The sequence below is a fragment of the Marinimicrobium sp. LS-A18 genome (assembly GCF_000463525.1).
Taxonomy (GTDB): domain Bacteria; phylum Pseudomonadota; class Gammaproteobacteria; order Pseudomonadales; family Cellvibrionaceae; genus Marinimicrobium; species Marinimicrobium koreense.
In genome coordinates this window covers 151,540-172,224 of record NZ_AWEP01000003.1, presented here as the reverse complement: position 1 = coordinate 172,224, position 20,685 = coordinate 151,540, and the positions used below count along the sequence as shown (strand labels likewise).

At 61.5% G+C, this 20,685-nt stretch carries 17 protein-coding genes; 12 read left to right on the top strand and 5 right to left on the bottom strand.

The features are described from left to right. Positions 1 to 3 precede the first annotated feature (3 nt). The 5 genes from fmdA to rhlB all read left to right on the top strand — a co-directional run bounded on the left by fmdA (position 4) and on the right by rhlB (position 6,338). A complete protein-coding gene (gene fmdA, locus N645_RS0107045; RefSeq protein ID WP_024460801.1) occupies positions 4 to 1,236 on the top strand; it encodes a formamidase in 1,233 nt (410 codons plus the stop codon). 5 nt (positions 1,237 to 1,241) lie between these two features. Further along, on the top strand, positions 1,242 to 1,616 hold the full coding sequence (locus N645_RS0107040; RefSeq protein ID WP_024460800.1) for a zinc ribbon domain-containing protein: 375 nt from the start codon (positions 1,242 to 1,244) through the stop codon (positions 1,614 to 1,616). Positions 1,617 to 1,725: 109 nt separating this feature from the next. After that, a complete protein-coding gene (locus N645_RS0107035; RefSeq protein WP_024460799.1) occupies positions 1,726 to 2,253 on the top strand; it encodes a DUF3617 domain-containing protein in 528 nt (175 codons plus the stop codon). A 115-nt stretch (positions 2,254 to 2,368) separates the two neighbouring features. Then, positions 2,369 to 4,042: a dihydroxy-acid dehydratase gene (ilvD, locus tag N645_RS0107030; RefSeq protein WP_024460798.1), complete on the top strand. Its 1,674-nt coding sequence runs from the start codon at positions 2,369 to 2,371 to the stop codon at positions 4,040 to 4,042. A gap of 595 nt (positions 4,043 to 4,637) precedes the next feature. Continuing rightward, complete coding sequence (gene rhlB, locus N645_RS0107025; protein WP_024460797.1) at positions 4,638 to 6,338, top strand: ATP-dependent RNA helicase RhlB; 1,701 nt, start codon at positions 4,638 to 4,640, stop codon at positions 6,336 to 6,338. Positions 6,339 to 6,416: 78 nt separating this feature from the next. On the opposite strand, the gene rrtA is transcribed toward rhlB, so the two are convergent. From rrtA to gatC, 5 genes are all read right to left on the bottom strand, one after another. After that, the gene (gene rrtA / locus N645_RS0107020) at positions 6,417 to 6,953 is read right to left on the bottom strand and encodes a rhombosortase (RefSeq protein WP_024460796.1); all 537 of its coding nucleotides are present in this window, start codon (positions 6,951 to 6,953) and stop codon (positions 6,417 to 6,419) included. 60 nt (positions 6,954 to 7,013) lie between these two features. After that, on the bottom strand, positions 7,014 to 7,313 hold the full coding sequence (locus tag N645_RS0107015) for a PA4642 family protein (RefSeq protein WP_024460795.1): 300 nt from the start codon (positions 7,311 to 7,313) through the stop codon (positions 7,014 to 7,016). Positions 7,314 to 7,345: 32 nt separating this feature from the next. Further along, a complete protein-coding gene (gene gatB, locus N645_RS0107010) occupies positions 7,346 to 8,791 on the bottom strand; it encodes an Asp-tRNA(Asn)/Glu-tRNA(Gln) amidotransferase subunit GatB (protein ID WP_024460794.1) in 1,446 nt (481 codons plus the stop codon). Between the two features lie 337 nt (positions 8,792 to 9,128). After that, the gene (gene gatA / locus N645_RS0107005; protein ID WP_024460793.1) at positions 9,129 to 10,583 is read right to left on the bottom strand and encodes an Asp-tRNA(Asn)/Glu-tRNA(Gln) amidotransferase subunit GatA; all 1,455 of its coding nucleotides are present in this window, start codon (positions 10,581 to 10,583) and stop codon (positions 9,129 to 9,131) included. Positions 10,584 to 10,684: 101 nt separating this feature from the next. Next, positions 10,685 to 10,972 carry an Asp-tRNA(Asn)/Glu-tRNA(Gln) amidotransferase subunit GatC gene (gatC, locus tag N645_RS0107000; protein WP_024460792.1) on the bottom strand — a complete coding sequence of 96 codons (288 nt, stop codon included), beginning with the start codon at positions 10,970 to 10,972 and terminating at the stop codon, positions 10,685 to 10,687. 384 nt (positions 10,973 to 11,356) lie between these two features. Here gatC and N645_RS0106995 point away from each other — a divergent pair, with 384 nt between their 5' ends. The 7 genes from N645_RS0106995 (at position 11,357) to msrB (ending at position 20,576) form a co-directional block, all read left to right on the top strand. Beyond that, entirely contained in the window at positions 11,357 to 12,391 is a 1,035-nt protein-coding gene (locus N645_RS0106995) for a rod shape-determining protein (RefSeq protein WP_024460791.1), read from the top strand. 62 nt (positions 12,392 to 12,453) lie between these two features. Next, on the top strand, positions 12,454 to 13,341 hold the full coding sequence (gene mreC, locus N645_RS0106990) for a rod shape-determining protein MreC (RefSeq protein WP_081665954.1): 888 nt from the start codon (positions 12,454 to 12,456) through the stop codon (positions 13,339 to 13,341). Continuing rightward, positions 13,334 to 13,825, top strand: a complete 492-nt coding sequence (gene mreD, locus N645_RS0106985) for a rod shape-determining protein MreD (RefSeq protein ID WP_036160409.1) — start codon at positions 13,334 to 13,336, stop codon at positions 13,823 to 13,825. Before mreC ends, mreD begins: the two co-directional genes overlap by 8 nt. A 48-nt stretch (positions 13,826 to 13,873) precedes the next feature. Then, positions 13,874 to 14,494, top strand: a complete 621-nt coding sequence (locus tag N645_RS0106980) for a nucleoside triphosphate pyrophosphatase (RefSeq protein WP_024460788.1) — start codon at positions 13,874 to 13,876, stop codon at positions 14,492 to 14,494. Further along, complete coding sequence (gene rng / locus N645_RS0106975) at positions 14,491 to 15,957, top strand: ribonuclease G (protein WP_024460787.1); 1,467 nt, start codon at positions 14,491 to 14,493, stop codon at positions 15,955 to 15,957. The genes N645_RS0106980 and rng overlap by 4 nt, the downstream gene beginning before the upstream one ends. An 82-nt stretch (positions 15,958 to 16,039) precedes the next feature. Continuing rightward, on the top strand, positions 16,040 to 20,014 hold the full coding sequence (locus N645_RS0106970; protein ID WP_024460786.1) for a YhdP family protein: 3,975 nt from the start codon (positions 16,040 to 16,042) through the stop codon (positions 20,012 to 20,014). A gap of 1 nt (position 20,015) precedes the next feature. Continuing rightward, positions 20,016 to 20,576 (top strand): peptide-methionine (R)-S-oxide reductase MsrB, encoded by a 561-nt coding sequence (msrB, locus tag N645_RS16735; RefSeq protein WP_024460785.1) that lies wholly within the window; start codon positions 20,016 to 20,018, stop codon positions 20,574 to 20,576. The last annotated feature ends 109 nt before the right edge of the window (positions 20,577 to 20,685 follow it).

Below are 20,685 nucleotides of genomic sequence, written 5' to 3'. Positions count from 1 at the left end.
GCCATGACTGAAACCATCATCAAAATTGATCTGAACCAGACCCCCTACGAGAATGACAAGGTACACAATCGCTGGCACCCGGACATTCCCATGGTGGCCACGGTCAAACCGGGGGACGACTTTATCGTCGAGTGCTACGACTGGACCGGTGGGCAGATCGCCAATAACGATAGCGCCGATGATGTGCGCGATGTGGATCTGACCCAGGTGCACTTCCTGTCCGGACCGATCGGGGTTGAAGGTGCCGAACCCGGCGATCTTCTGGAAGTGGATATTCTGGATATCGGTACCTTCGAGGAAAGCCAGTGGGGCTTTAACGGCTTTTTCTCCAAACAGAATGGCGGCGGCTTCCTGACCGAACATTTTCCCGAAGCGCAGAAATCCATCTGGGATTTCAAAGGCATGTTCACCAAGTCCCGGCATATCCCCGGGGTGGAGTTCGCCGGTCTGATTCACCCTGGCCTGATCGGCTGCCTGCCCTCCAAGGAGATGTTGAAAGAGTGGAACACCCGTGAGCAGGGCCTGGTGGACACCGACCCGGAGCGGGTGCCGCCGCTCGCGGCACTGCCCTATGCCGATACCGCGCATATGGGGCGCATGGATAAAGACTCGGCCAAGAGCGCTGGCGCCGAAGCGGCGCGCACCGTGCCGCCCAGAGAGCATGGCGGTAACTGCGACATCAAGGACCTGTCACGCGGTTCGAAAATCTATTTCCCGGTGTACGTCAAAGAAGGCGGCCTGTCCGTGGGCGATCTGCACTTCAGCCAGGGCGATGGCGAAATCACCTTCTGTGGTGCCATTGAAATGGCCGGCTGGATTCACCTGCGGGTCAATCTGGTGAAAGACGGCATGGCCAAGTACGGCATCAAGAATCCGATCTTCAAGCCCAGCCCGATTACGCCCAAGTACGACGACTACCTGATCTTTGAAGGTATTTCGGTGGATGAATACGGCAAGCAGCACTACCTGGATGTGCACGTCGCCTATCGTCAGGCCTGTCTCAATGCCATCGCATACCTGACCAAGTTTGGCTACACCAAAGCCCAGGCCTACGCCATTCTGGGATGCGCGCCGGTACAGGGGCATATCAGTGGGGTGGTGGACATTCCCAACGCCTGTGCCACCCTGTGGTTGCCCACCGATATCTTCGATATCGACGTCAACCCCAGTGCGTCCGGCCCGGGCGCCAAGGTCAGTGGTGGTATGGATGTACCCCTTTCGAAAGATAAGGAGTAAGCATCATGCCGGTCTACGACTACAAGTGCGCCGAACACGGGCTGTTTCACCAGCTGGCGACCTTCGAGCAGAGCGCTGAGCCACAGGCTTGCCCGAGCTGCGGCCAGTTAGCGGCCCGGGTGATTGTCCTGCCCCCGGAACTGAAAGCCATGTCCCGGGAGAATCACACGGCCCACGAGCGCAATGAGAAGAGCCAGCATCAGCCGGTGTTCTCCACCACGGAGGCCCGGGCGGACGCCCGGGAGCGGCAGGCCCATGCACATCGAAAGGGCAAACCCTGTGGATGCCACGATGGCGGCAAACTCCGCTCGGCGCTGATGTACACCGCCGATGGCAAAAAAATGTTCCCCAGCATGAGGCCCTGGATGATCAGTCACTGAGCTCCGGCGGTTGATTGAAATTTGCCCCTGACTGGGGCAGACTCGAAGCCGATGGTCAGCGGTAACGACCCGGCTTCGATTTCAATCACCGTTTACAAGGACTTCAGTTATGACCTTTCCAATACTCCCCCGCACGTTGATCGCGTCCCTGTGCGCCCTGGGTTTCAGTCTGGGAGCACAAGCGGAATCCCTCGATATCAGACCCGGCCTCTGGGAACACCAGGTTTCCATGAAAAGCGAAAGCGGCCAGTTGGAGCAGCAGCTGGAAATGGTGCGCCAACAGATGGAAGCCATGCCGCCGGCCCAGAAAAAGATGATGCAGGACATGATGGCCGAGCAGGGCCTGTCCATGGATTTCAGTAACCAGACCGTACGCAATTGCCTGACCGAAGAAGAGGCCGCTCGAGGTGAGTTCCAGTGGGGCGATAACACCGACTGTGAGCACAACGTGGTCAGCCGCGGCGACCAGACCCGCATCGAGTTTACCTGCCCGGACGAACAGGCCCAGGGTGAGATGGTGCTGGATGGGGATACGGCGTATACCGGTCAGTCCACGGCGCTGATGGATTTTGGCGGGTCCCCGGAAAAGGTCACCATTACCCACAGTGGCCAATGGGTCAGCGCTGACTGCCCCTGACTGGGGGGGGCTCTCTCCACCACGGTTGCGAAAAAGGCCTGGCTCACCCACTATATTGGCTATTCAGGATAAGTAAGCACGCGTGAATCATAGTCAATCATAGGAGCCATCCCGTATGAGCCAGGACCATCGCCGCCGATACTCCAGCCCCGTGGTGGACGGGGTCGGTAAATCCGCCAGTCGCGCCATGCTGCGCGCCACCGGGTTTACCGATGAGGATTTCCGCAAACCCCAGGTCGGTATCGCCTCGACCTGGAGCAATCTAACCCCCTGCAATATGCACATCGACGGTCTGGCCCGGGAAGCGGCCGACGGGGCCGATGGCGCGGGTGGAAAGAGCCTGATTTTCAACACCATCACCGTCTCCGACGGCATTGCCAACGGCACCGAGGGGATGAAGTACTCTCTGGTCTCCCGTGAGGTCATTGCCGATTCCATCGAGACCGTGGCGGGCTGTGAGGGCTTTGACGGCCTGGTGGCCATCGGCGGTTGCGACAAGAATATGCCCGGCTGTCTGATGGGCCTCGCGCGGCTCAACCGTCCGTCCGTTTTCGTCTATGGCGGCACGATCAAGCCCGGTGCCAATCATACGGATATCGTCTCGGTGTTCGAAGCGGTGGGTGCGCACGCCAAGGGTGATAAAACCCTGATCGAAGTGAAGCAGATCGAGGAAACCGCCATCCCCGGTGCCGGCTCCTGTGGCGGCATGTACACCGCCAACACCATGGCCTCGGCCATCGAAGCCATGGGCATGAGCCTGCCCGGCAGTTCCGCCCAGAACGCCGAGGACAACGACAAACTGGCCGACTGCCGCGCCGCCGGCGCCGCGGTGCTTACTCTGCTGGAAAAAGACCTCAAGCCCCGGGACATCATGACCCGCGAGGCGTTTGAAAACGCCATTACCGTGGTCATCGCCCTGGGCGGCTCCACCAACGCCGTGCTGCACCTGCTGGGCCTGGCCCACACCGTGGACGTGGATCTGACCCTGGAAGACTTCACCCGCATCGGCGCCCGGGTCCCGGTGTTGGCGGACCTGCGTCCCAGCGGTCACTACATGATGAGTGAGCTGGTCGCCATCGGCGGTATCCAGCCCCTGATGAAGATCCTGCTGGAGGCGGGCCTGCTGCACGGCGACTGCATGACCGTTACCGGCCAGACGCTGGCGGAAAACCTGGCCAGCGTTAAACCCTACCCCGAAGAGCAGGACATCATTCACGCCCTCGACAACCCGGTGAAAAAGGACAGCCACCTGCGCATTCTCTACGGTAACCTGGCGCCCACCGGCGCGGTGGCCAAGATTACCGGCAAGGAAGGTACCCAATTCACCGGCCGGGCCCGGGTGTTTCACTCGGAAGAGGAAGCCACCGACCGGATCATGGATGGCACCGTGGTGGCCGGGGATGTGCTGGTGATCCGCTACGAGGGCCCCAAGGGCGGCCCCGGCATGCGCGAGATGTTGACCCCCACCTCGGCGATCATGGGCAAGGGACTGGGGGATTCGGTGGCGCTGATCACCGACGGCCGCTTCTCCGGCGGCAGCCACGGTTTTGTGGTGGGGCACGTCACACCAGAAGCGCAGGACGGTGGCCCGATTGCCCTGGTGGAGGACGGTGACGAAATCGTGATCGACGCTGAAGCCAACACCATTTCGGTGACGGTGGACGACGCTGAGCTCGACCGCCGCCGCAAACTCTGGCAGGAACCACCACTACGCTACACCCGAGGCGTCCTGGCCAAATACGCCAAAACCGTCAGCTCAGCCTCGGAAGGCGCCGTGACCGATAAGTGATTGTGGAGCTTCGTGGAAGAGTGCTGCGGGAGGGTATACCGTTCCGAGACACGCCGCTCGGATGGAGGGGTATACAATCTGCATCACGTCCGGGCCGGGGAGGGGAAGCCCTTTCAAGACACGCCGTAAACCCATCCCTGGGGGCTCGACGCGCGGAGTCCCTCCGCTTACGGTCTTGAAAGGGCTTCCCCTCCCCGTCCCTCAGTGGCATATATAACTCACGGACGCACTGTCACGGCGGATGCGCCTTGCTCCGAGACGTCGGACCGATCCGCCCTACGCGACCTGCTGTGCTATCCGTAGGGCGGATAAGCCAAAGGCGCATCCGCCGTTACCCAAGTGGCAGTTCGAAGGGTGCTATTTCCCGAAACGTTATGCAGGCACAGCGGAGGCTGGGTACCCCCTTGTGAGACCGTCGCCTGCCTGGACGGCAGGCGATCGAGCCTACAGGGATGTATTTACGGCGTGTCTCACAAGGGGGTACCCAGCCGTAGCGCTAGATCCGAAGTAACCACGCCGGACTCCTGTTCCACGGTGGGAGAGGGCGGCGGTTTCCTGTATACTTCGCGCAAAGTTTGTACAGTAGGTGATCGTTTTGATTGGAAAACTCTTCAAAAAGCTGGCCGGGGACTCCAAACCGGCCAACAACTCCGAGACCCGCAAAGGGCGCAGCCCCAAAAATCAAACCGACAACCCGCGCAGCGGCGCCGAGCAAAAGCCCCGCAACGGCAAGCCCGACGGCAACCGTCGGCGAAAGCCGCGCCGTGCCCAAGGCTCCGGCGGGCGTGCAAACTCGCAGGAAAAGCAGGGCCATCCGGAGCAGAAAAGCCAGAAGGGCCAGCCGGAGAAGGCCGGCAACGCCGAGGCCAACAATGAGCCCGGAAACCAAGGCTCCGGCAAGAAAGGTGGCAACCGCCGCCGGGGCCGGAACAACAATCGCCGCCGAGGCGGCCAAAACAAGAGCAACAATAAACCTATGGCCAACCAACCCTGGGATATCTCACAGTTTCCGGTGCCCGAAGTCGAGGGCAAACTGCGCTTTCACGATTTCGGGCTTGAAAATGACCTGATGCACGCCATTGCCGACCTGGGCTTTGAGTACTGCTCCCCGATTCAGGCGCAATCCCTGCCTCTGGCCCTGCAGGGCAAAGACGTGGTGGGCAAGGCCCAGACCGGTACCGGTAAAACCGCGGCCTTCCTCACCGCGGTGATCGACGACCTGCTCAAACACCCCATTGAAGAACAGCGTTATGCCGGCGAGGCGCGGGCCCTGGTGATTGCGCCCACCCGCGAGCTGGTCATGCAGATCGCCGATGACGCCAAGCTGCTGTGCAAGTACACCGACCTGCAGATCCACACGCTGGTTGGCGGTATGGATTACGGCAAGCAGCAGCGCCGCCTGCACGACAGCCTGGTGGATATTCTGGTGGCCACCCCGGGTCGTCTGCTGGACTTCTGCCGCCAGCGCGATGTGTTTCTCGACCAGTTGGAGATTCTGGTAATCGACGAAGCGGACCGGATGCTCGATATGGGCTTCATTCCGCAAGTGCGCCAGATCGTGCGTCAGACACCCAAGCGGGAAGACCGGCAGACCCTGTTCTTCTCGGCCACGTTCACCGAAGAGGTTGAGCGTCTGGTAGAGCAGTGGACCCACGAGCCCACCACCATCGAAATTCAGCCAGAAAGCGTGGCGACCGACACGGTGGAGCAGCATGTCTACCTGGCGGCGACCGAAGAAAAGTATCCGATGCTCTACAACCTGATTCAGCAGGACGATGTGGAGAGCCTGATCGTGTTTGCCAACCGCCGGGACCAGTGCCGCGACCTGCACGAGAAGCTGCGCCGCCACGATATCAAGGTGGGTTTGCTGTCGGGCGAGATTCCCCAGAACAAGCGGGTCAGCACCCTGAATGCCTTCAAGGACGGTGATCTGAAAGTGTTGGTCGCCACCGATGTGGCGGGTCGGGGCATCCATATCAGCGGCATCAGCCATGTGGTGAATTTCACCCTGCCGGAGGAGCCGGAAGATTATGTGCACCGCATCGGTCGTACCGGCCGGGCGGGCAAGCACGGCACCTCGGTCAGTTTTGCCTGCGAGGACGATGCGATGTTGTTGCCGCCGATCGAGGAGCTCTTGGGCGAGTCGATCAAGTGCGAGCAGCCGCCGGAGGAGTTGTTGGTCGAAACCCCACCCATGAAACCCGCCGCGCCCCGGCGCCGTTCGTCGGGCGGCAGTGGTGGTCGCCCAGGCGGCAATCGCAGCGGCGGCGGACGCGGTCGGCCTCGTAGTTCGTAGCGTTTGATTTGGGTTACGGCGGATGCGCCTTCGGCTTATCCGCCCTACGCGAGTTTATACCGCTGCGCTCGGCCGTAACTAAACGTGACGGCTTCGCCAAGTTCGCCACAAGAAAACCCCAACTCCCCAAACCAACCCAATCACCGCCCCATACAAATGTGCATCCACCGCTACCGGGACGGGCAAAAGCTCATGGGACGTGTCATACCCGGGCCACTGTTCCCGCACAATTTTATAAGCCACCACCGCCAACGCCAGACCGCTCATCCAGGGTGTCTGCCTGAAGGTGATGATCACTCCCGCTACCAGCAGTCCATGCAATGCACCGGACAGCCCCGCGTAATAATCCAGGTCGGTGTTGAACCACTGAATCCCGATGCCCACGCCCAGTAAACAGGTCAACAACAAAAGGCCATAGTGGCGCAGCGAAATATCCTGAAACAGAATCCAGCCGCACAACATGAAAGCGCCCAGGTTCATCGCCAGGTGGTAGGGGCCGTAGTGAATCCAGTGGCCGGTGAGCAGCCGCCAGAGTTCGCCCTGGCTGACGGCGTCGCGGTTGAGTTCAAGCAGGGGCTCGGCCACGCTCTGCAGTGCGCCGAGCAATACCATCATCACGCTCAACCCCAGTGTGAGCCAGAGGCTGGGCGTGAAACGGAGGAAGGGCAAGGCCGGTTACTCGGCGCCGGCCTGTTTCAGGGCGGCAATATACTCGTCCGCCAGGCGGTGGTCTTTGATGGTCTGCAGAAAGGTCTTGCCGTCGGGGCCGGGGGCGTCCAGGTTGTGGCCGCGCTCGACAAAAAACTGCACAAAGGTGGCGAAGTTTTCTTCACGCATACCGCGGTAGGCTTTCTCCAACAGGTGAAAGTCCGGGTCCATGCCCTCCGGAGCCGGGTATCCGAAAAAACTTTTGATGCGCTCATCATCAAACACTTCGCCCAGAACTTTCTTTTTGTCTTTCTTCAATTCGCTCATGACTGCTGTTGTCTCCACGTGGCTGAAAGGGTTTAACCTTCCAGCTTCTTGATCAGAATTTCGTTGACCGCTTGGGGGTTCGCCTGGCCTTTGCTGGCTTTCATGATCTGGCCCACAAAGAAGCCGAGCATTTTGGGTCGCTTGGCCGGGTCGGCGTTGCGGTAATTGTCCACCTGTGCCTGGTTGTTGGCGATCACCTCGTCCACCATTTTTTCCAGTGCACCGGTATCGGATACCTGTTTCAGGCCCTGTTTTTCAATGATGGTGTCAGCATCGCCTTCACCCTGGGTCATGGCCTCAAACACTTTCTTGGCGATTTTGCTTGAAATGGTGCCGTCTTTGATGCGCTCGATCAGGCCGCCCAGTTGCACCGGAGTGACCGGTGATTGCGCGATGCCGATTTCCTCTTTGTTCAGGTAGGCGGACAGGTCTGCCATGATCCAGTTGCCCGCCAGTTTGGCTTCGCCGCAGGCTTTGACCGTGGCTTCAAAGTAGTCCGCCGTGGCACGGTCGCCGGCCAGTTGGCCCGCGTCGTATTCGGGCAGATCGTATTCCTTGATGAAGCGGTCACGCCGCGCTTCCGGCAGTTCGGGCATGTCTTTGCGCACGGCTTCGATGAACTCATCGTCGATGATCACCGGTAGCAGGTCCGGGCAGGGGAAGTACCGGTAATCGTTGGAGTCTTCCTTGGTGCGCATGGAGCGGGCGGTTTTGGTGTCGCCGTTGTACAGGCGGGTTTCCTGTACGATTTTGCCGCCGTCTTCGAGCACTTCGATCTGCCGTTCGACTTCCAGAGCAATGGCTTCTTCCATAAAGCGGAAGGAGTTGAGGTTTTTGGTTTCGGTGCGGGTGCCGAGTTCTTCCTCGCCTTTGAGTCGCACGGAGATGTTGACATCAAAGCGCATGGAGCCCTGGGACATGTCGCCGTCGCAGATTTCCAGGGAGGTGACGATGTTGTGCAGTTGTTTGGCGAAGGCTACGGCTTCTTCGGCGCTGCGCATATCCGGTTCGGTAACCACTTCGATCAGCGGGGTGCCGGCGCGGTTCAGGTCGATGCCGGTCATGCCGTGGTAGTCTTCGTGCAAGGATTTGCCCGCGTCTTCTTCGAGGTGGGCGTGGTGGATACGCACGCGCTTGGTCCGGCCTCCTTTCAGTTGCAGGTCGACGTAGCCCGGGCCGACGATGGGTTCGGCCAGTTGGGTGGTCTGGTAGCCTTTGGGCAGGTCCGGATAGAAGTAGTTTTTCCGTTCGAATACGGAGCGCTTGCCAATTTCGGCGTTGACCGCGAGGCCGAATTTGACGGCATTTTTGAATGCCTGTTCGTTGGCCACGGGCAGGGTGCCGGGCAGCGCCAGGTCGACGGCGCAGGCCTGGGTGTTGGGCTCAGCGCCGAAGGCGATGCTGGCGCCGGAGAATAATTTGGTGTTGGTGGAAAGTTGCACATGCACTTCCAAACCAATGACTGTTTCCCATTCCATCTTTAATAACCTTAATTCGGTTGGTCTTGGGTACTTTGTATTTGAGTCCGGTGAGCGGTGGGGTACACCGTTTGGAGACCCGCCGTGAATACATCCCTGTAGGCTTCTCGTCGGCTCCCTGCCTCCGAGAGTCTCCAAACGGTGTACCCCACCGCTCACCTCAATGCCAAAATTCGGCGTAGGGCGGATAAGGCCGAAGGCCGCATCCGCCGTAATTACACGTTATGCCTCCACCAAACGTTACGCTTGGCAACGGCGGATGCGCTGCGCTTATCCGCCCTACGCGGGCCGCCGTGTATATGTCGTGCCGTATCCGCCCCGCGCGAGGCCCTTGGGGCTATTCGATTCCGGGCGCACTCTGCTGGTGAAAATCCGTCGCCTGTTGGAACTGGTGGGCGACGTTCAACAATTTGCCTTCGGCGAAATAATTACCGATCAACTGCAGTCCCACCGGTTTTCCATCCACCTGGCCGCAGGGGATGGATAGGCCGGGTAGGCCCGCCAGGTTGGTGGGGATGGTGAAGACGTCTTCCAGGTACATGGACACCGGGTCTTTGGTTTTTGAGCCAAAGGCGAACGCCGGTGAGGGCGATGTGGGGCCGAGGATGACGTCGACTTCGCTGAAGGCGTCGACAAAGTCCTGTTTGATCAGGCGGCGCACTTGCTGGGCCTTGTTGTAGTAGGCGTCGTAGTAGCCCGCGGACAGGGCGTAGGTGCCTACCAGGATGCGGCGTTTGACTTCTTCGCCGAAGGCTTCGCTGCGCGAGCGTTCGTACAGGTCGTTCAGGTCTTTCGGGTTTTCACAGCGGTAGCCGTAGCGTACGCCGTCAAAGCGCGACAGGTTGGCCGAGCACTCCGCCGGGGCGATCACGTAGTAGGCGGCGACCGCCAGGCCGGAGTGGGGCAGGCTGATGGTTTTGATGCTGGCGCCGAGGCTTTCATAGACTTTAATGGCCGCTTCTACCGCTTTGGCGGTGTCCGGGTCCAGTCCGTCGGTGAAGTATTCTTTGGGGACGCCAATTTTCAGGCCGTCGAGAGGCTTATCCAGCTCGGCGGTGTAATCCTCCAGCGGCTGGTCCACGCAGGTGGAGTCCTTGGGATCGAAGCTGGCCATGGCGTTGAGCATCAGCGCGGAGTCTTCGGCGGTGCGGGTCAGGGTGCCGGCCTGATCGAGGCTGGAGGCGAAGGCGATCATACCCCAGCGGCTTACCCGGCCATAGGTGGGCTTGAGGCCGGTGAGGCCGCACAGGGCCGCTGGCTGGCGGATGGAGCCGCCGGTGTCGGAGGCGGTGGCGCCGGGGGCCAGGTGGGCGGCCACCGAGGCGGCGGAGCCGCCGGAGGAGCCGCCCGGCACGCAGCCGGTGTCCCAGGGGTTTTTCACTGGCCCATAGAAACTCGTTTCGTTGGAGGAGCCCATGGCGAACTCGTCCATATTGGTTTTGCCCAGCATGACTGCCCCGGCCGCTTCGTAATTGTCGACGATGGTGGCGTTGTAGGGGGCAATGAAGTTGTCCAGCATTTTGGAGCCGCAGCTGGTACGCACGCCAGTGGTACAGAATATGTCCTTGTGGGCAATGGGTACGCCGCACAGCGCGGGCGCATCCCCCTGGGCCAGCCGCTCGTCGGCTTTGGCGGCCTGGGCCAGGGCCCGCTCTTCGGTCGGGGTGATGTAGCTGTTATAGGTCGGGTCCAGGCGCCGGATGCGGTCAATATAATGCCGGGTCAGCTCGGTGCTGGAAAACTCCCGGTTGCGCAGTCCCTGAACCAGTTGGGCAATGGTGTGTTGGTGCATTGCGATTTACATCCTCAAATAAGTGTCTGGGCTCAAGCCGCTTCAATGGCGCAGGGCGCTATAGAGGGCGGGCCGGTCAAAGGTCGGGCCGGGCGCGGCGATCATTCGATGACGCGGGGCACCAGGTAGAGCCCGTCTTCGGTCGCCGGGGCAATGGCCTGGAAGTGCTCGCGCTGATTGGGCTCGGTCACCTGATCCGCGCGCAGGCGCTGGGTGGCGTCCAGCGGGTGGGCCATGGGCTTGACGCCTGTGGTATCGACCGCCTGCAACTGGTCGACCAGATTGAGGACGTCAGAGATGCGCTCGGTGACTTGACCGACTTCATCGTCGGAAACAGCGATGCGCGCCAAATGCGCCAGCTTGGCGATGTCGGAAGAGGCGATGGCCATCAAGATGCTCCAGATTGGTGTGGCTCCGGGTCAAAAAGTGCTCAACCGGTGGCCAAAAAGGTCCAAAAGTTCGCGTTTGTGCAATAAGCCGCTAAAGTTATCACATTTGCGCCTTGCCCTAAATCCCTGCCGTTGATAGAGTGCCAGCATCTGCGCCGACGCTTCGGGCCCGCTCATGGGCCGGGCGCCCGCCAAGCCGCGTCGGGTAAAGCTGTTCAACCTCGTGTAAACTGCTTGAGCCGCGAGTGAATTCGCAGGCGGGGTGTCGGTCTAACCGCCGTCCGGACCGGGTCTGGCAGCACGGCGGACCATCCGAAAGAATTTTAGGCAGCAGGCCGGTTCCGGCCTGCTGCGAGACAGAACAATATAGGGTTGCGTGAACCAATGTTAAAACACCTGCGTGGAGCCTTTTCCAACGATCTTTCCATAGACCTGGGTACCGCCAATACACTGATCTACGTACGCGGCCGGGGCATTGTCCTGGACGAGCCCTCAGTGGTTGCCATCCGCCATCACAATGGCCACAAGATTGTCGAGGCCGTCGGCACCGAAGCCAAGCGTATGCTGGGTCGTACCCCGGGAAACATTACCGCAATCCGCCCCCTGAAAGACGGTGTCATCGCCGATTTTCAGGTCACCGAGAAAATGCTGCAGCACTTCATCAAAAAGGTACACGAGGCGAGCTGGTTCCAGCCCAGCCCCCGGGTCCTGATCAGCGTTCCCTGTCTGTCGACCGAAGTGGAAAAGCGGGCCATCCGCGAATCCGCCATGGGCGCCGGTGCCCGGGAAGTGCGCCTGATCGAGGAGCCCATGGCCGCCGCCATCGGCGCCGGTCTGAAGGTATCGGAAGCCAGCGGTTCCATGGTGGTTGATATCGGTGGTGGTACCACGGAAATCGCCGTGATCTCCCTTAACGGCGTCGTTTATTCGGATTCCGTGCGCATCGGCGGGGACCGGTTTGATGAAGCCATCGTCAATTATGTCCGCCGCCATTACGGCAGCGTCATTGGTGATGCCACGGCCGAGCGGATCAAGCAGGAAGTCGGCTGTGCCTTCGCCGGCAGCGAAGTGCGTGAAATCGACGTGCGTGGGCGCAACCTGGCCGAAGGGGTGCCGCGCAGTTTTACCCTGAACAGTGACGAGATTCTGGAAGCCCTGCAGGAGCCGCTGGCGGGCATTGTCCAGGCGGTGAAGAGCGCCCTGGAACAGTCCCCACCGGAGCTGGCGGCCGATATTGCCGAGAGTGGCGTTGTCCTGACCGGCGGTGGTGCGCTGCTGCGCGACATCGATCGGCTGTTGTCCAACGAAACCGGTCTGCCCTTCATTGTGGCAGAAGATCCGCTGACCTGCGTGGCACGCGGTGGTGGCCTGGCAATGGAAATGATGGACAAACGGAATATCGATCTGCTGTCTTCCTGACGGGTTGCTGGGCCCAGAGTTAACGGGATCCACACTGAGCGGGAGAGGGTGTTATTAAAACGCTGTTTACCAAAGGCCCGGCGGTTGCCTCGCGTGCGTTGTTCTTCAGCGTGGCGGCCGTCGGCCTCATACTTGTCAGTCTCTACACCGATTGGCTGGGGCCGGTGCGCGCCCAGCTCGGTGCCGTCGCTACCCCTTTCTATTGGGTGACCAATCTGCCCCAACGCATCGGAGCCTGGGGCGATGATACCTTTGCCGGCCGCCAGGCGCTGCGCGAGGAAAACGAAGCCCTCAAATCCGAACTGCTGATTCTCCAGCGCAAATTGCAACAGATGGCCGCTCTGGCCGCCGAGAACGTGCGCTTGCGCCGCCTGCTCGGTTCCAGTGACATGCTCCAGGATAACGTCCTGGTGGCGGAGCTGGTGGGAGTTTCCCCCAATCCACTGAGCCACTCCGTGGTCATCAATAAAGGCGCCCGAGACGGCGTCTATATGGGGCAGCCGGTGTTGGATGCCTTTGGTCTCATGGGGCAGGTGGTGGAGGCCAACCCGGGCAGCAGCCGGGTGCTGTTGATCACGGACACCAGTCACGCGTTGCCGGTGCAGGTCAATCGCAACGGCGTTCGCGCAATCGCCGAGGGCACCGGGCACATCAACCGCCTGCGCCTTCGCCACGTATCCAATACCACCGACATCCGGGTCGGCGACCTGCTGGTCAGCTCCGGGTTGGGGGATCGCTTCCCGGTGGGTTATCCGGTGGCCGAGGTCGAACAGGTGGTCCGGGATCCCGGGCAATCTTTCTCCACGGTCATTGCCCGCCCCATGGCACGCCTTGACCGCAGCCGACACCTGCTGTTGGTCTTTGCTGGCGGCACGTCCGAGCGCGGCGGCGCCGAGCAACCCGCCCCGGAGCTTCCGACTGAAGAGGCCGGGGGCGAGGCCAATGATTGATCTGACCCGGGGCCACAATCGCTGGCTGGTGCTGGTGGCTCTGTTGCTGGCCCTGACCTTGGCGGTGTATCCGCTGCCTCTGGATTGGCGCTGGTGGCGCCCGGAGTTTGTCATGCTGGTGGTGGTCTATTGGGTGTTTACCCTGCCGGATCACGTCAGCCTGACCCAGGTCGCGCTGCTCGGTCTGATTCAGGATCTGGTGGAGGGCACACCTCTCGGACAGCATGCGCTGGGGTTGGTGATCGTGACTTACATTGCGCTGCAATCCTATCGCCGGTTTGGCAACTACGCCCTCTGGCAGCAGGCCTGTTGGGTGTTTGTCCTGGTCGGCATTGCCCAGATGACCAGCAATTGGGTACACAGTCTGGCCGGGGGCCAGGTGTCCGGCCTGCAGTTCCTGTACCCGGCACTGGTCAGCGCGCTGCTGTGGCCTCTGGTCCACATCGGGTTTGAGGGCCTGCGTCACCGCTACCGCATCCAGTAGCTGGGGCGTCAGTTCTGGCCCACACAACAGACACTGGAGAGATGTGACATGACGGATCTGTATCTAGCCTCCCAATCCCCGCGCCGTCGAGAGTTGCTCGGTCAGCTGGGCGTACAGTTCGAGCCCCTGACACTGTCGGTGCCGGAAGAGCGGGGGGCGGATGAACCACCGGCTCAGTACGTCGAGCGCCTGGCGCTGGAGAAAGCCCGCGCGGGTCTGGCCCTGCTTGGTGAGTTGGGGCTGCCTGCCGCGCCAGTGCTGGGGTCCGATACCATCGGGGTCTGTCTGGGAAAAGTGCTGGAGAAGCCCCTCGGGCGTGACCATGCCCTGACCATGTGGCGGCTGATGTCCGGGCGCGAGCACCAGGTGATGACCGCCGTCGCGGTCTGTTCGCCGGAGCGCGAAGCGGTCTGCCGGGTTACCACCACCGTCTGGTTTCGGACCCTCGATGAGCGCGAAATGGAGGCCTATTGGGCCTCCGGCGAGCCCCGGGATAAAGCCGGTGGGTACGGCATCCAGGGCCTGGGCGGTGTCTGGGTGGATCGAATCGAAGGCAGTTACAGCGCGGTTGTGGGCCTGCCAATGGCTCAGACCGCCGAGCTGCTCAATCAATTTCAGGTGCCCTGGTGGGGCCATCCCGCCGGCGCACCCACAGGCGAGCGTCCATGAGTGAAGAACTACTGATCAATGTCTCTCCCGTGGAAACCCGGGTGGCCCTGGTGGAAAACGGGGTGGTCCAGGAACTACACATCGAGCGCAGTCACGGCAAGGGCTACGTCGGCAATATCTACAAAGGCAAAGTGGTCCGGGTGCTGCCCGGCATGCAGGCAGCGTTTGTGGAAATCGGGCTGGCCCGCACCGCTTTCATTCACGCCTCGGATATGGCCGAAGCGGATGAAGATGAGGGCCGCCGTGGAGAGGTTCCGGACATCCGTACCCTGGTGCGCGAAGGCCAGACCCTGCTGGTGCAGGTCAGCAAAGACCCCATCGGCACCAAAGGCGCCCGCCTGACGACCAACCTCAGTCTGTCTTCCCGTTATCTGGTCTACATGCCCAATAGCGCCCACATCGGGGTGTCGACCCGCATTGACGATGACGCCGAGCGTCAGCGGTTGCGCGGGCAGGTCGAATCGCTAGCCGAGGAAGCCGGTGTGTCCGGCGGCTTCATCCTGCGCACCGTGGCCGAGGGCGTCGGGGCGGACGAGCTGCGCAATGACATCGACTTCCTGCAGAAGCTGTGGCTCGATTTTCAGGATAAGTGCACCAATGCCCCGGTGCCCAGCGCCATTCACACCGACATGCCGCTGTTTCTGCGCGCCCTGCGGGACCTGGCCCGGGCACCGATCGAGAAAATCCGGGTGGATTCGCGCATGAGCTGGACTCAGATGCGCGAATTCGCCACCAGTTACTACCCCGAGCTGGTGGATCTGATTGAATGCTACAGTGGCGAACGCCCGTTGCTCGACCTGTACGGTGTTGAGGATGAAATTGCCCGGGCGCTGGACACCCGGGTGCCGCTAAAGTCCAATGGCTACCTGATTGTCGAGCAGACCGAAGCCATGACCACCGTGGATGTGAACACCGGTGCATTCGTGGGGCGGCGCAACCTGGAAGAGACCATCTTCAAAACCAATATGGAGGCGGCCAGTGCGATTGTGCGACAATTGCGGCTGCGCAACCTCGGGGGGATCATCATCCTCGACTTCATCGATATGAAGGACCCGGAGCACGAGCGTCAGGTGCTGCGGACGCTGGAAAAAGCCCTGGAGAAAGATCACGCCAAAACCAGCATCACCGGGGTGTCTGAGTTGGGGCTGGTGGAAATGACCCGCAAGCGCACCCGGGAGTCCCTCGGCCAGATGCTCTGCGAGCCATGCCCGCTGTGTTCGGGGCGCGGACTGGTCAAGTCGGCCGAGACGGTGTGCTATGAAATTTTCCGGGAAATCCTGCGCGAGGCGCGCGCTTACGATAACGACAAGTTCCTGGTGCTGGCCTCCCAATTGGTGGTGGATCGCCTGCTCGATGAGGAGGCGGCTTATGTGGCCGATCTGGAAGCCTTTATCGGTCGCACCATTGAGTTCCAGGTCGAGAGCCTGTTTACCCAGGAACAGTATGACATTGTGCTGGTCTGATGATCAGCCCGGGTAGAGAAGCGGATTCTGGCGCCCCCGCTGCCCCCTCGACCGGTTTGAGGAAACCCTCAGGTATGTTTCGGTGTTAGCTTACCTACTGAAAAAATTCTACATCCTCTGCGCGGTGCTGGTCATCGCTTTGGCGGTGGTGGTGCAGTCCGGGCGGAGCCTGTTTCCGCTGCTGGCCAACTACGACCGGCAGTTGACGGCGTATCTGTCGGAGCAACTGGATCTGTCCGTGTCGGTAGAGCGCCTGACCGCCGACTGGCAGGAGCTGAAGCCCAGCCTCACCCTTTACGAGCTCAGTGTCAGTGATCAGGAGGGTCGCCCTCTGCTCAAGGCCGACCGGGTCCTGCTTCGGCTGAATCTGGTCAGCAGCGCGCTGGAAGGGCGACTGGCCTGGGACAAGATCGTGCTGCGTCGCCCCCAACTATCCCTGTCCCAGGGGACCGATGGGTATTGGGGGCTGCCAGACTTCGTCGCCGATCAGGAGCGCCCGTCCGCCGATGAACCGCTCGCGCCAGACGATCTGCTCACCCTGTTCGAAGTCGGCACCCGGGTCGAGCTGCTCGATGCCAGTATTGACCTGTCTTTTGCCAGTGGTCACCAGCAGACCTTCTCCGCCCCGTACTTGTTGCTGGAGCATGAGGGGGACTTCCACCGGCTCTCCTTGCAGGTGGACCTGGAAGGGCGTGACCGTGCCCTGGTGGCCATCCTCGAAGGCCGGGGTGATCCGCGAGATCCGAAAAACTTCCAGACCGAAGGCTATCTGAACCTGCGCGACTTCCCCACTCTGGAGCCACTGACCGCGATTGGCGGCATCCTGGTGGGCGAGAGCAAACACCGTGACTGGTACCGGGAAGGGCGAATGAACGCCAGCCTCTGGTTCTCCAGCCAGGAAGACGGTGGCGGCTACGACTGGGTCGGCAATCTGGGGCTGGACGACGTCGCTCTGCCGTTGGAAGAGCTCACGCTGGACCGGGTCAGCGCCACCATCGGCGGCGAATGGCGTCGCTCCGGCCGGTGGCGGGTGGCATTGCAGGATCTCTCGGCGGAGTGGCGCGATCGGGCTCTGGAGCCGCTGCAGGTGTCTGTGTCCACCGCCCGGACCAACGCCCCGATCCACTGGATGGTCGATCACATCGATCTGCGCTACTGGACCACCCTGGCGGACCAGCTTGGATTGCTGGGGGACGGGCGCCTGCAGGAAGTGGTGCGCACCCTCAATCCCCAGGGTGACGTCCGGCATCTGCAGCTTACGGTGCCCCAGGACGACTGGCGGGGCTGGGAGCTGATGGCCGAACTCGGTGACGTAGCGGTGGAACCCTGGCAGGGCGTTCCGGGCCTGAGCGGCGTGACCGGGTTTGTTGAGGCCAATCAGCGCGGTGGCCATGTCGATCTCGATAGCCGCAACGGTTTCGAGATGTTCTTTGCCAAAACCTACGATGAGCCGATGGCGTATCAAAGCGCCCGCGGTCAGGTCGCCTGGCACTTGCGGCCGGAAGAGAATCAGATTTACGTCAATAGCGGGCCGCTGTCATTGCGCGGGCCGGGAGAGTCCGCCACGGGCAGTATGTGGTTGTCGCTGCCCTGGGAGCGCAACACCGGTGACATCGACCTGTACCTGGATATCCATGGCGAGGACCTGAGCGCTAACGTGTACGACAAGTACTTGCCCAAGGTCGTCCCGGCCTCGTTGACCGACTGGCTCACTCGCAGCCTCGGTGAGAATAACCCCGGCACTGCCCGCTCGGCGCACTTTCTGTTCCGTGGCACCCTGAATCGTCCGGGCCAACCCCGAATGCTCAGTTACCAACTGGCACTGGACATGGCCGGCGCGGACCTCAACTATCATCCGGATTGGCCCGCACTCAGTGATCTGACCGGTCAGCTCGTGCTCGATAATAACCGGGTCGATGCCCGGGTGGAGCAGGCCCGGCTGTACAACAGTACTCTGGAAAATGCTCGGATTCAGGTGGCAGAGAACCCCGTGGGCGAGGGACTGTTATTGAACATTGACGGACAGCTGCAGGCGCTGGCCAGTGATGGGCTGCAACTGCTCAGAGAGGGCTACCTGCGCCGATACGTCGGTGACAACATGGATGCCTGGAGCGTACAGGGCACCATTGATGCCGAGCTGGATCTGGCTATCCCCCTGCAACCGGATCAGCCCGGCGCCGCTCAACAGGTGGCGATGGATCTGACCTTGCCCCGACTGACCATGAACGACCTGAATTTGAGTGCAAGGGATCTGTCGGGCCCCCTCCGTTACGACAATGAGCAGGGGCTGAGCAGTGAGGGCCTGACCGGGGAGCTGTTTGGCGAACCGCTCACGCTGGCCATCGCCAGCCGGCAGGAGGAAGACCGATCGGTGACGGCCATTGATCTCAATGGTCGGGCCTCTGGCGCGGTGCTGGCGGAGTGGACTCAGCGCCCCGCACTGCAGTTTCTGGATGGAGCCTTTGCGTTCGACGGCGAGCTGGAACTCAGTCATTACCGGGATCCCCAGCCCGATCGCGACCAGCAGCTGGCGGCGTTCACGCTCAGCTCGGACCTGCGCGGGGTGTCGCTGAATGTCCCGGCACCGATCGGAAAGACCGCCGAGCAGACGCGGGAGCTTACCGCCAGCGTGATTCTGGGGCGTCAGAGTGCGCAGGCCGAGTTGTACTACAACGATCATTTGCAGGCCCGGGCCCAGATTGATCTCGAGCGGCAACAATTGCAGCGGGTCAGCGTGGGCCTGGGGGTGCCAGCACAACTGCCGGAGGCTCCCGGTGTGCATCTGAGCGGCGCCATGGAGACGCTGGATCTGGAGGGATGGCAGGATCTGCTTCGTCGCTATCAGGATCTGGTCGCGGACGATGAACAGCCGACACCGGAGACCGCCTTTGAGGGGCTCCCGGTCGAAGTGGACCTGGCGCTGGCCCGGTATTCACTGGGCCCACTGGAACTGGAAGAGATTGAGCTTGGGGCCGTCTCCACCGAGCGCGGCTGGCGCCTGACCTTCACCAATCCCGAGCTGGCGGGCGAACTCGACTGGGAGCCGGGGCAGCCTCTGGCGCTGCGTCTGGCCCGGGTTGATCTGCCCCGGTCGGTGCTGGAGTCGGCCGTCGGTGCGACGGAGTCGGCTGACCCATTTGATCCGAGGAACCTGCCCGAGGCCCAGGTCAGTATCGAGTCACTCATGCTCGGTGGTGAGGATTACGGGCAGTGGGAGTTCCGGTTGGCTCCAGTGGATCAGGGAGTCATTGTCGATCAGTTGCAAGGCCGTATCCGAGGTCTGACCGTCACCGGACAGGATGAAGGCACGGGTGGTCGACTGCTCTGGTCGCAGGCTGAAGACAGCCCCGAGCGGACCTATCTTGCTGCCAGCCTGCGTGCCGGTGACCTGTCGGAGGTGATGCAGCGCTGGGGGCAGTCCGACATTCTCGAAAGTGAATCGGCCAATTATCGGCTCGATGTCAGTTGGGCCGGGGCGCCCCAGGCGTTCGATCTCCAGACGCTGGAGGGCGACGTCCGGTTCAATGTCACCTCCGGGCGCTTCAAGCGCAACCCCGCCGCCGGTAGCGATGGTATTCTGCGGCTGTTTGCGGTGCTCAATTTCGACTCCCTGGCGCGTCGGCTGCGGCTGGATTTTTCCGATCTCTATCAAAGTGGTCTGGCGTACGACAGTATTGAAGGGCTCATGACCTTCGACAAAGGGACACTGGTGTTCTCGGAGCCGGTTCAGGTGCGCAGCCCCTCCAGCCGTCTCCAGCTCGCCGGTCGCGCCAATCTGGTGGATGAAACTCTGGACACCCGGTTGATTGCAACGCTGCCCGTCGCCGGTAATCTGACCTTTCTGACCGCGGTGGCGGCGGGGCTGCCCGCGGCGGCCGGGGTATTTCTGGTGAGCAAGCTGTTCGAGAAGCAGGTGGACCAGGCAACCAGCATCAGTTACACCATTCAGGGCGACTGGGATGATCCGACCATCAAGTTTGATCGAATGTTTGAGGGTGGGGCTGGTCTAACGACCGAGAACGGCTCCACAGAGCCTCAACCCCCCGAGGAGCCCTGATATGCGCTACATCAATCAGCATCGAATTCTGGCCAGCCTGCTGCCTCTGGCGCTCGGATTGCTGTTACTGGCGGCTCTGCCAGCGGCGTCCCAACCGGCTGTAGAACAGGCCCGTGCCTGGATCAAAGCCGGCGAAAATCTGGAACAGATCGACCAGAGCACCTGGCGCGAACTGCTGACCGACGAGCAGTACGACATTCTCTGGGAAAAAGGCACTGAGCGGGCCTACACCGGCGAGCTGCTGGACAACAAGCGGGACGGCGTCTATGTCACTGCCGGTTGTCGGATTCCGGTGTTCGATTCCCGGCACAAGTATGATTCCGGTACCGGGTGGCCCAGCTTCTGGACCGTCTTCGAGGACGATAACATCCGGCTCGAGGATGATTACAGTTGGTTTGGTCGCCGTCGGGTGGAAGTGCTCTCCGCCTGTGGCGAACACCTGGGGCACGTGTTCCCCGATGGCCCGGAACCGACCGGTAAACGCTACTGCATCAACTCCCTGGCGCTGGAGTTTGTCCCCCGCGAGGAGTGGCAAGCCGAGCAGAGTCGTCGCACCGACTGAGCCGCTGGGGCTCCTGTTTCCCGGCAGATTGTGATAACGTTCGCAGACCCTGAGGCGAGCGGGCCCTAGACTGCCCGCTCTTTATGGAAAGCCGTGACCCAACGGTTGG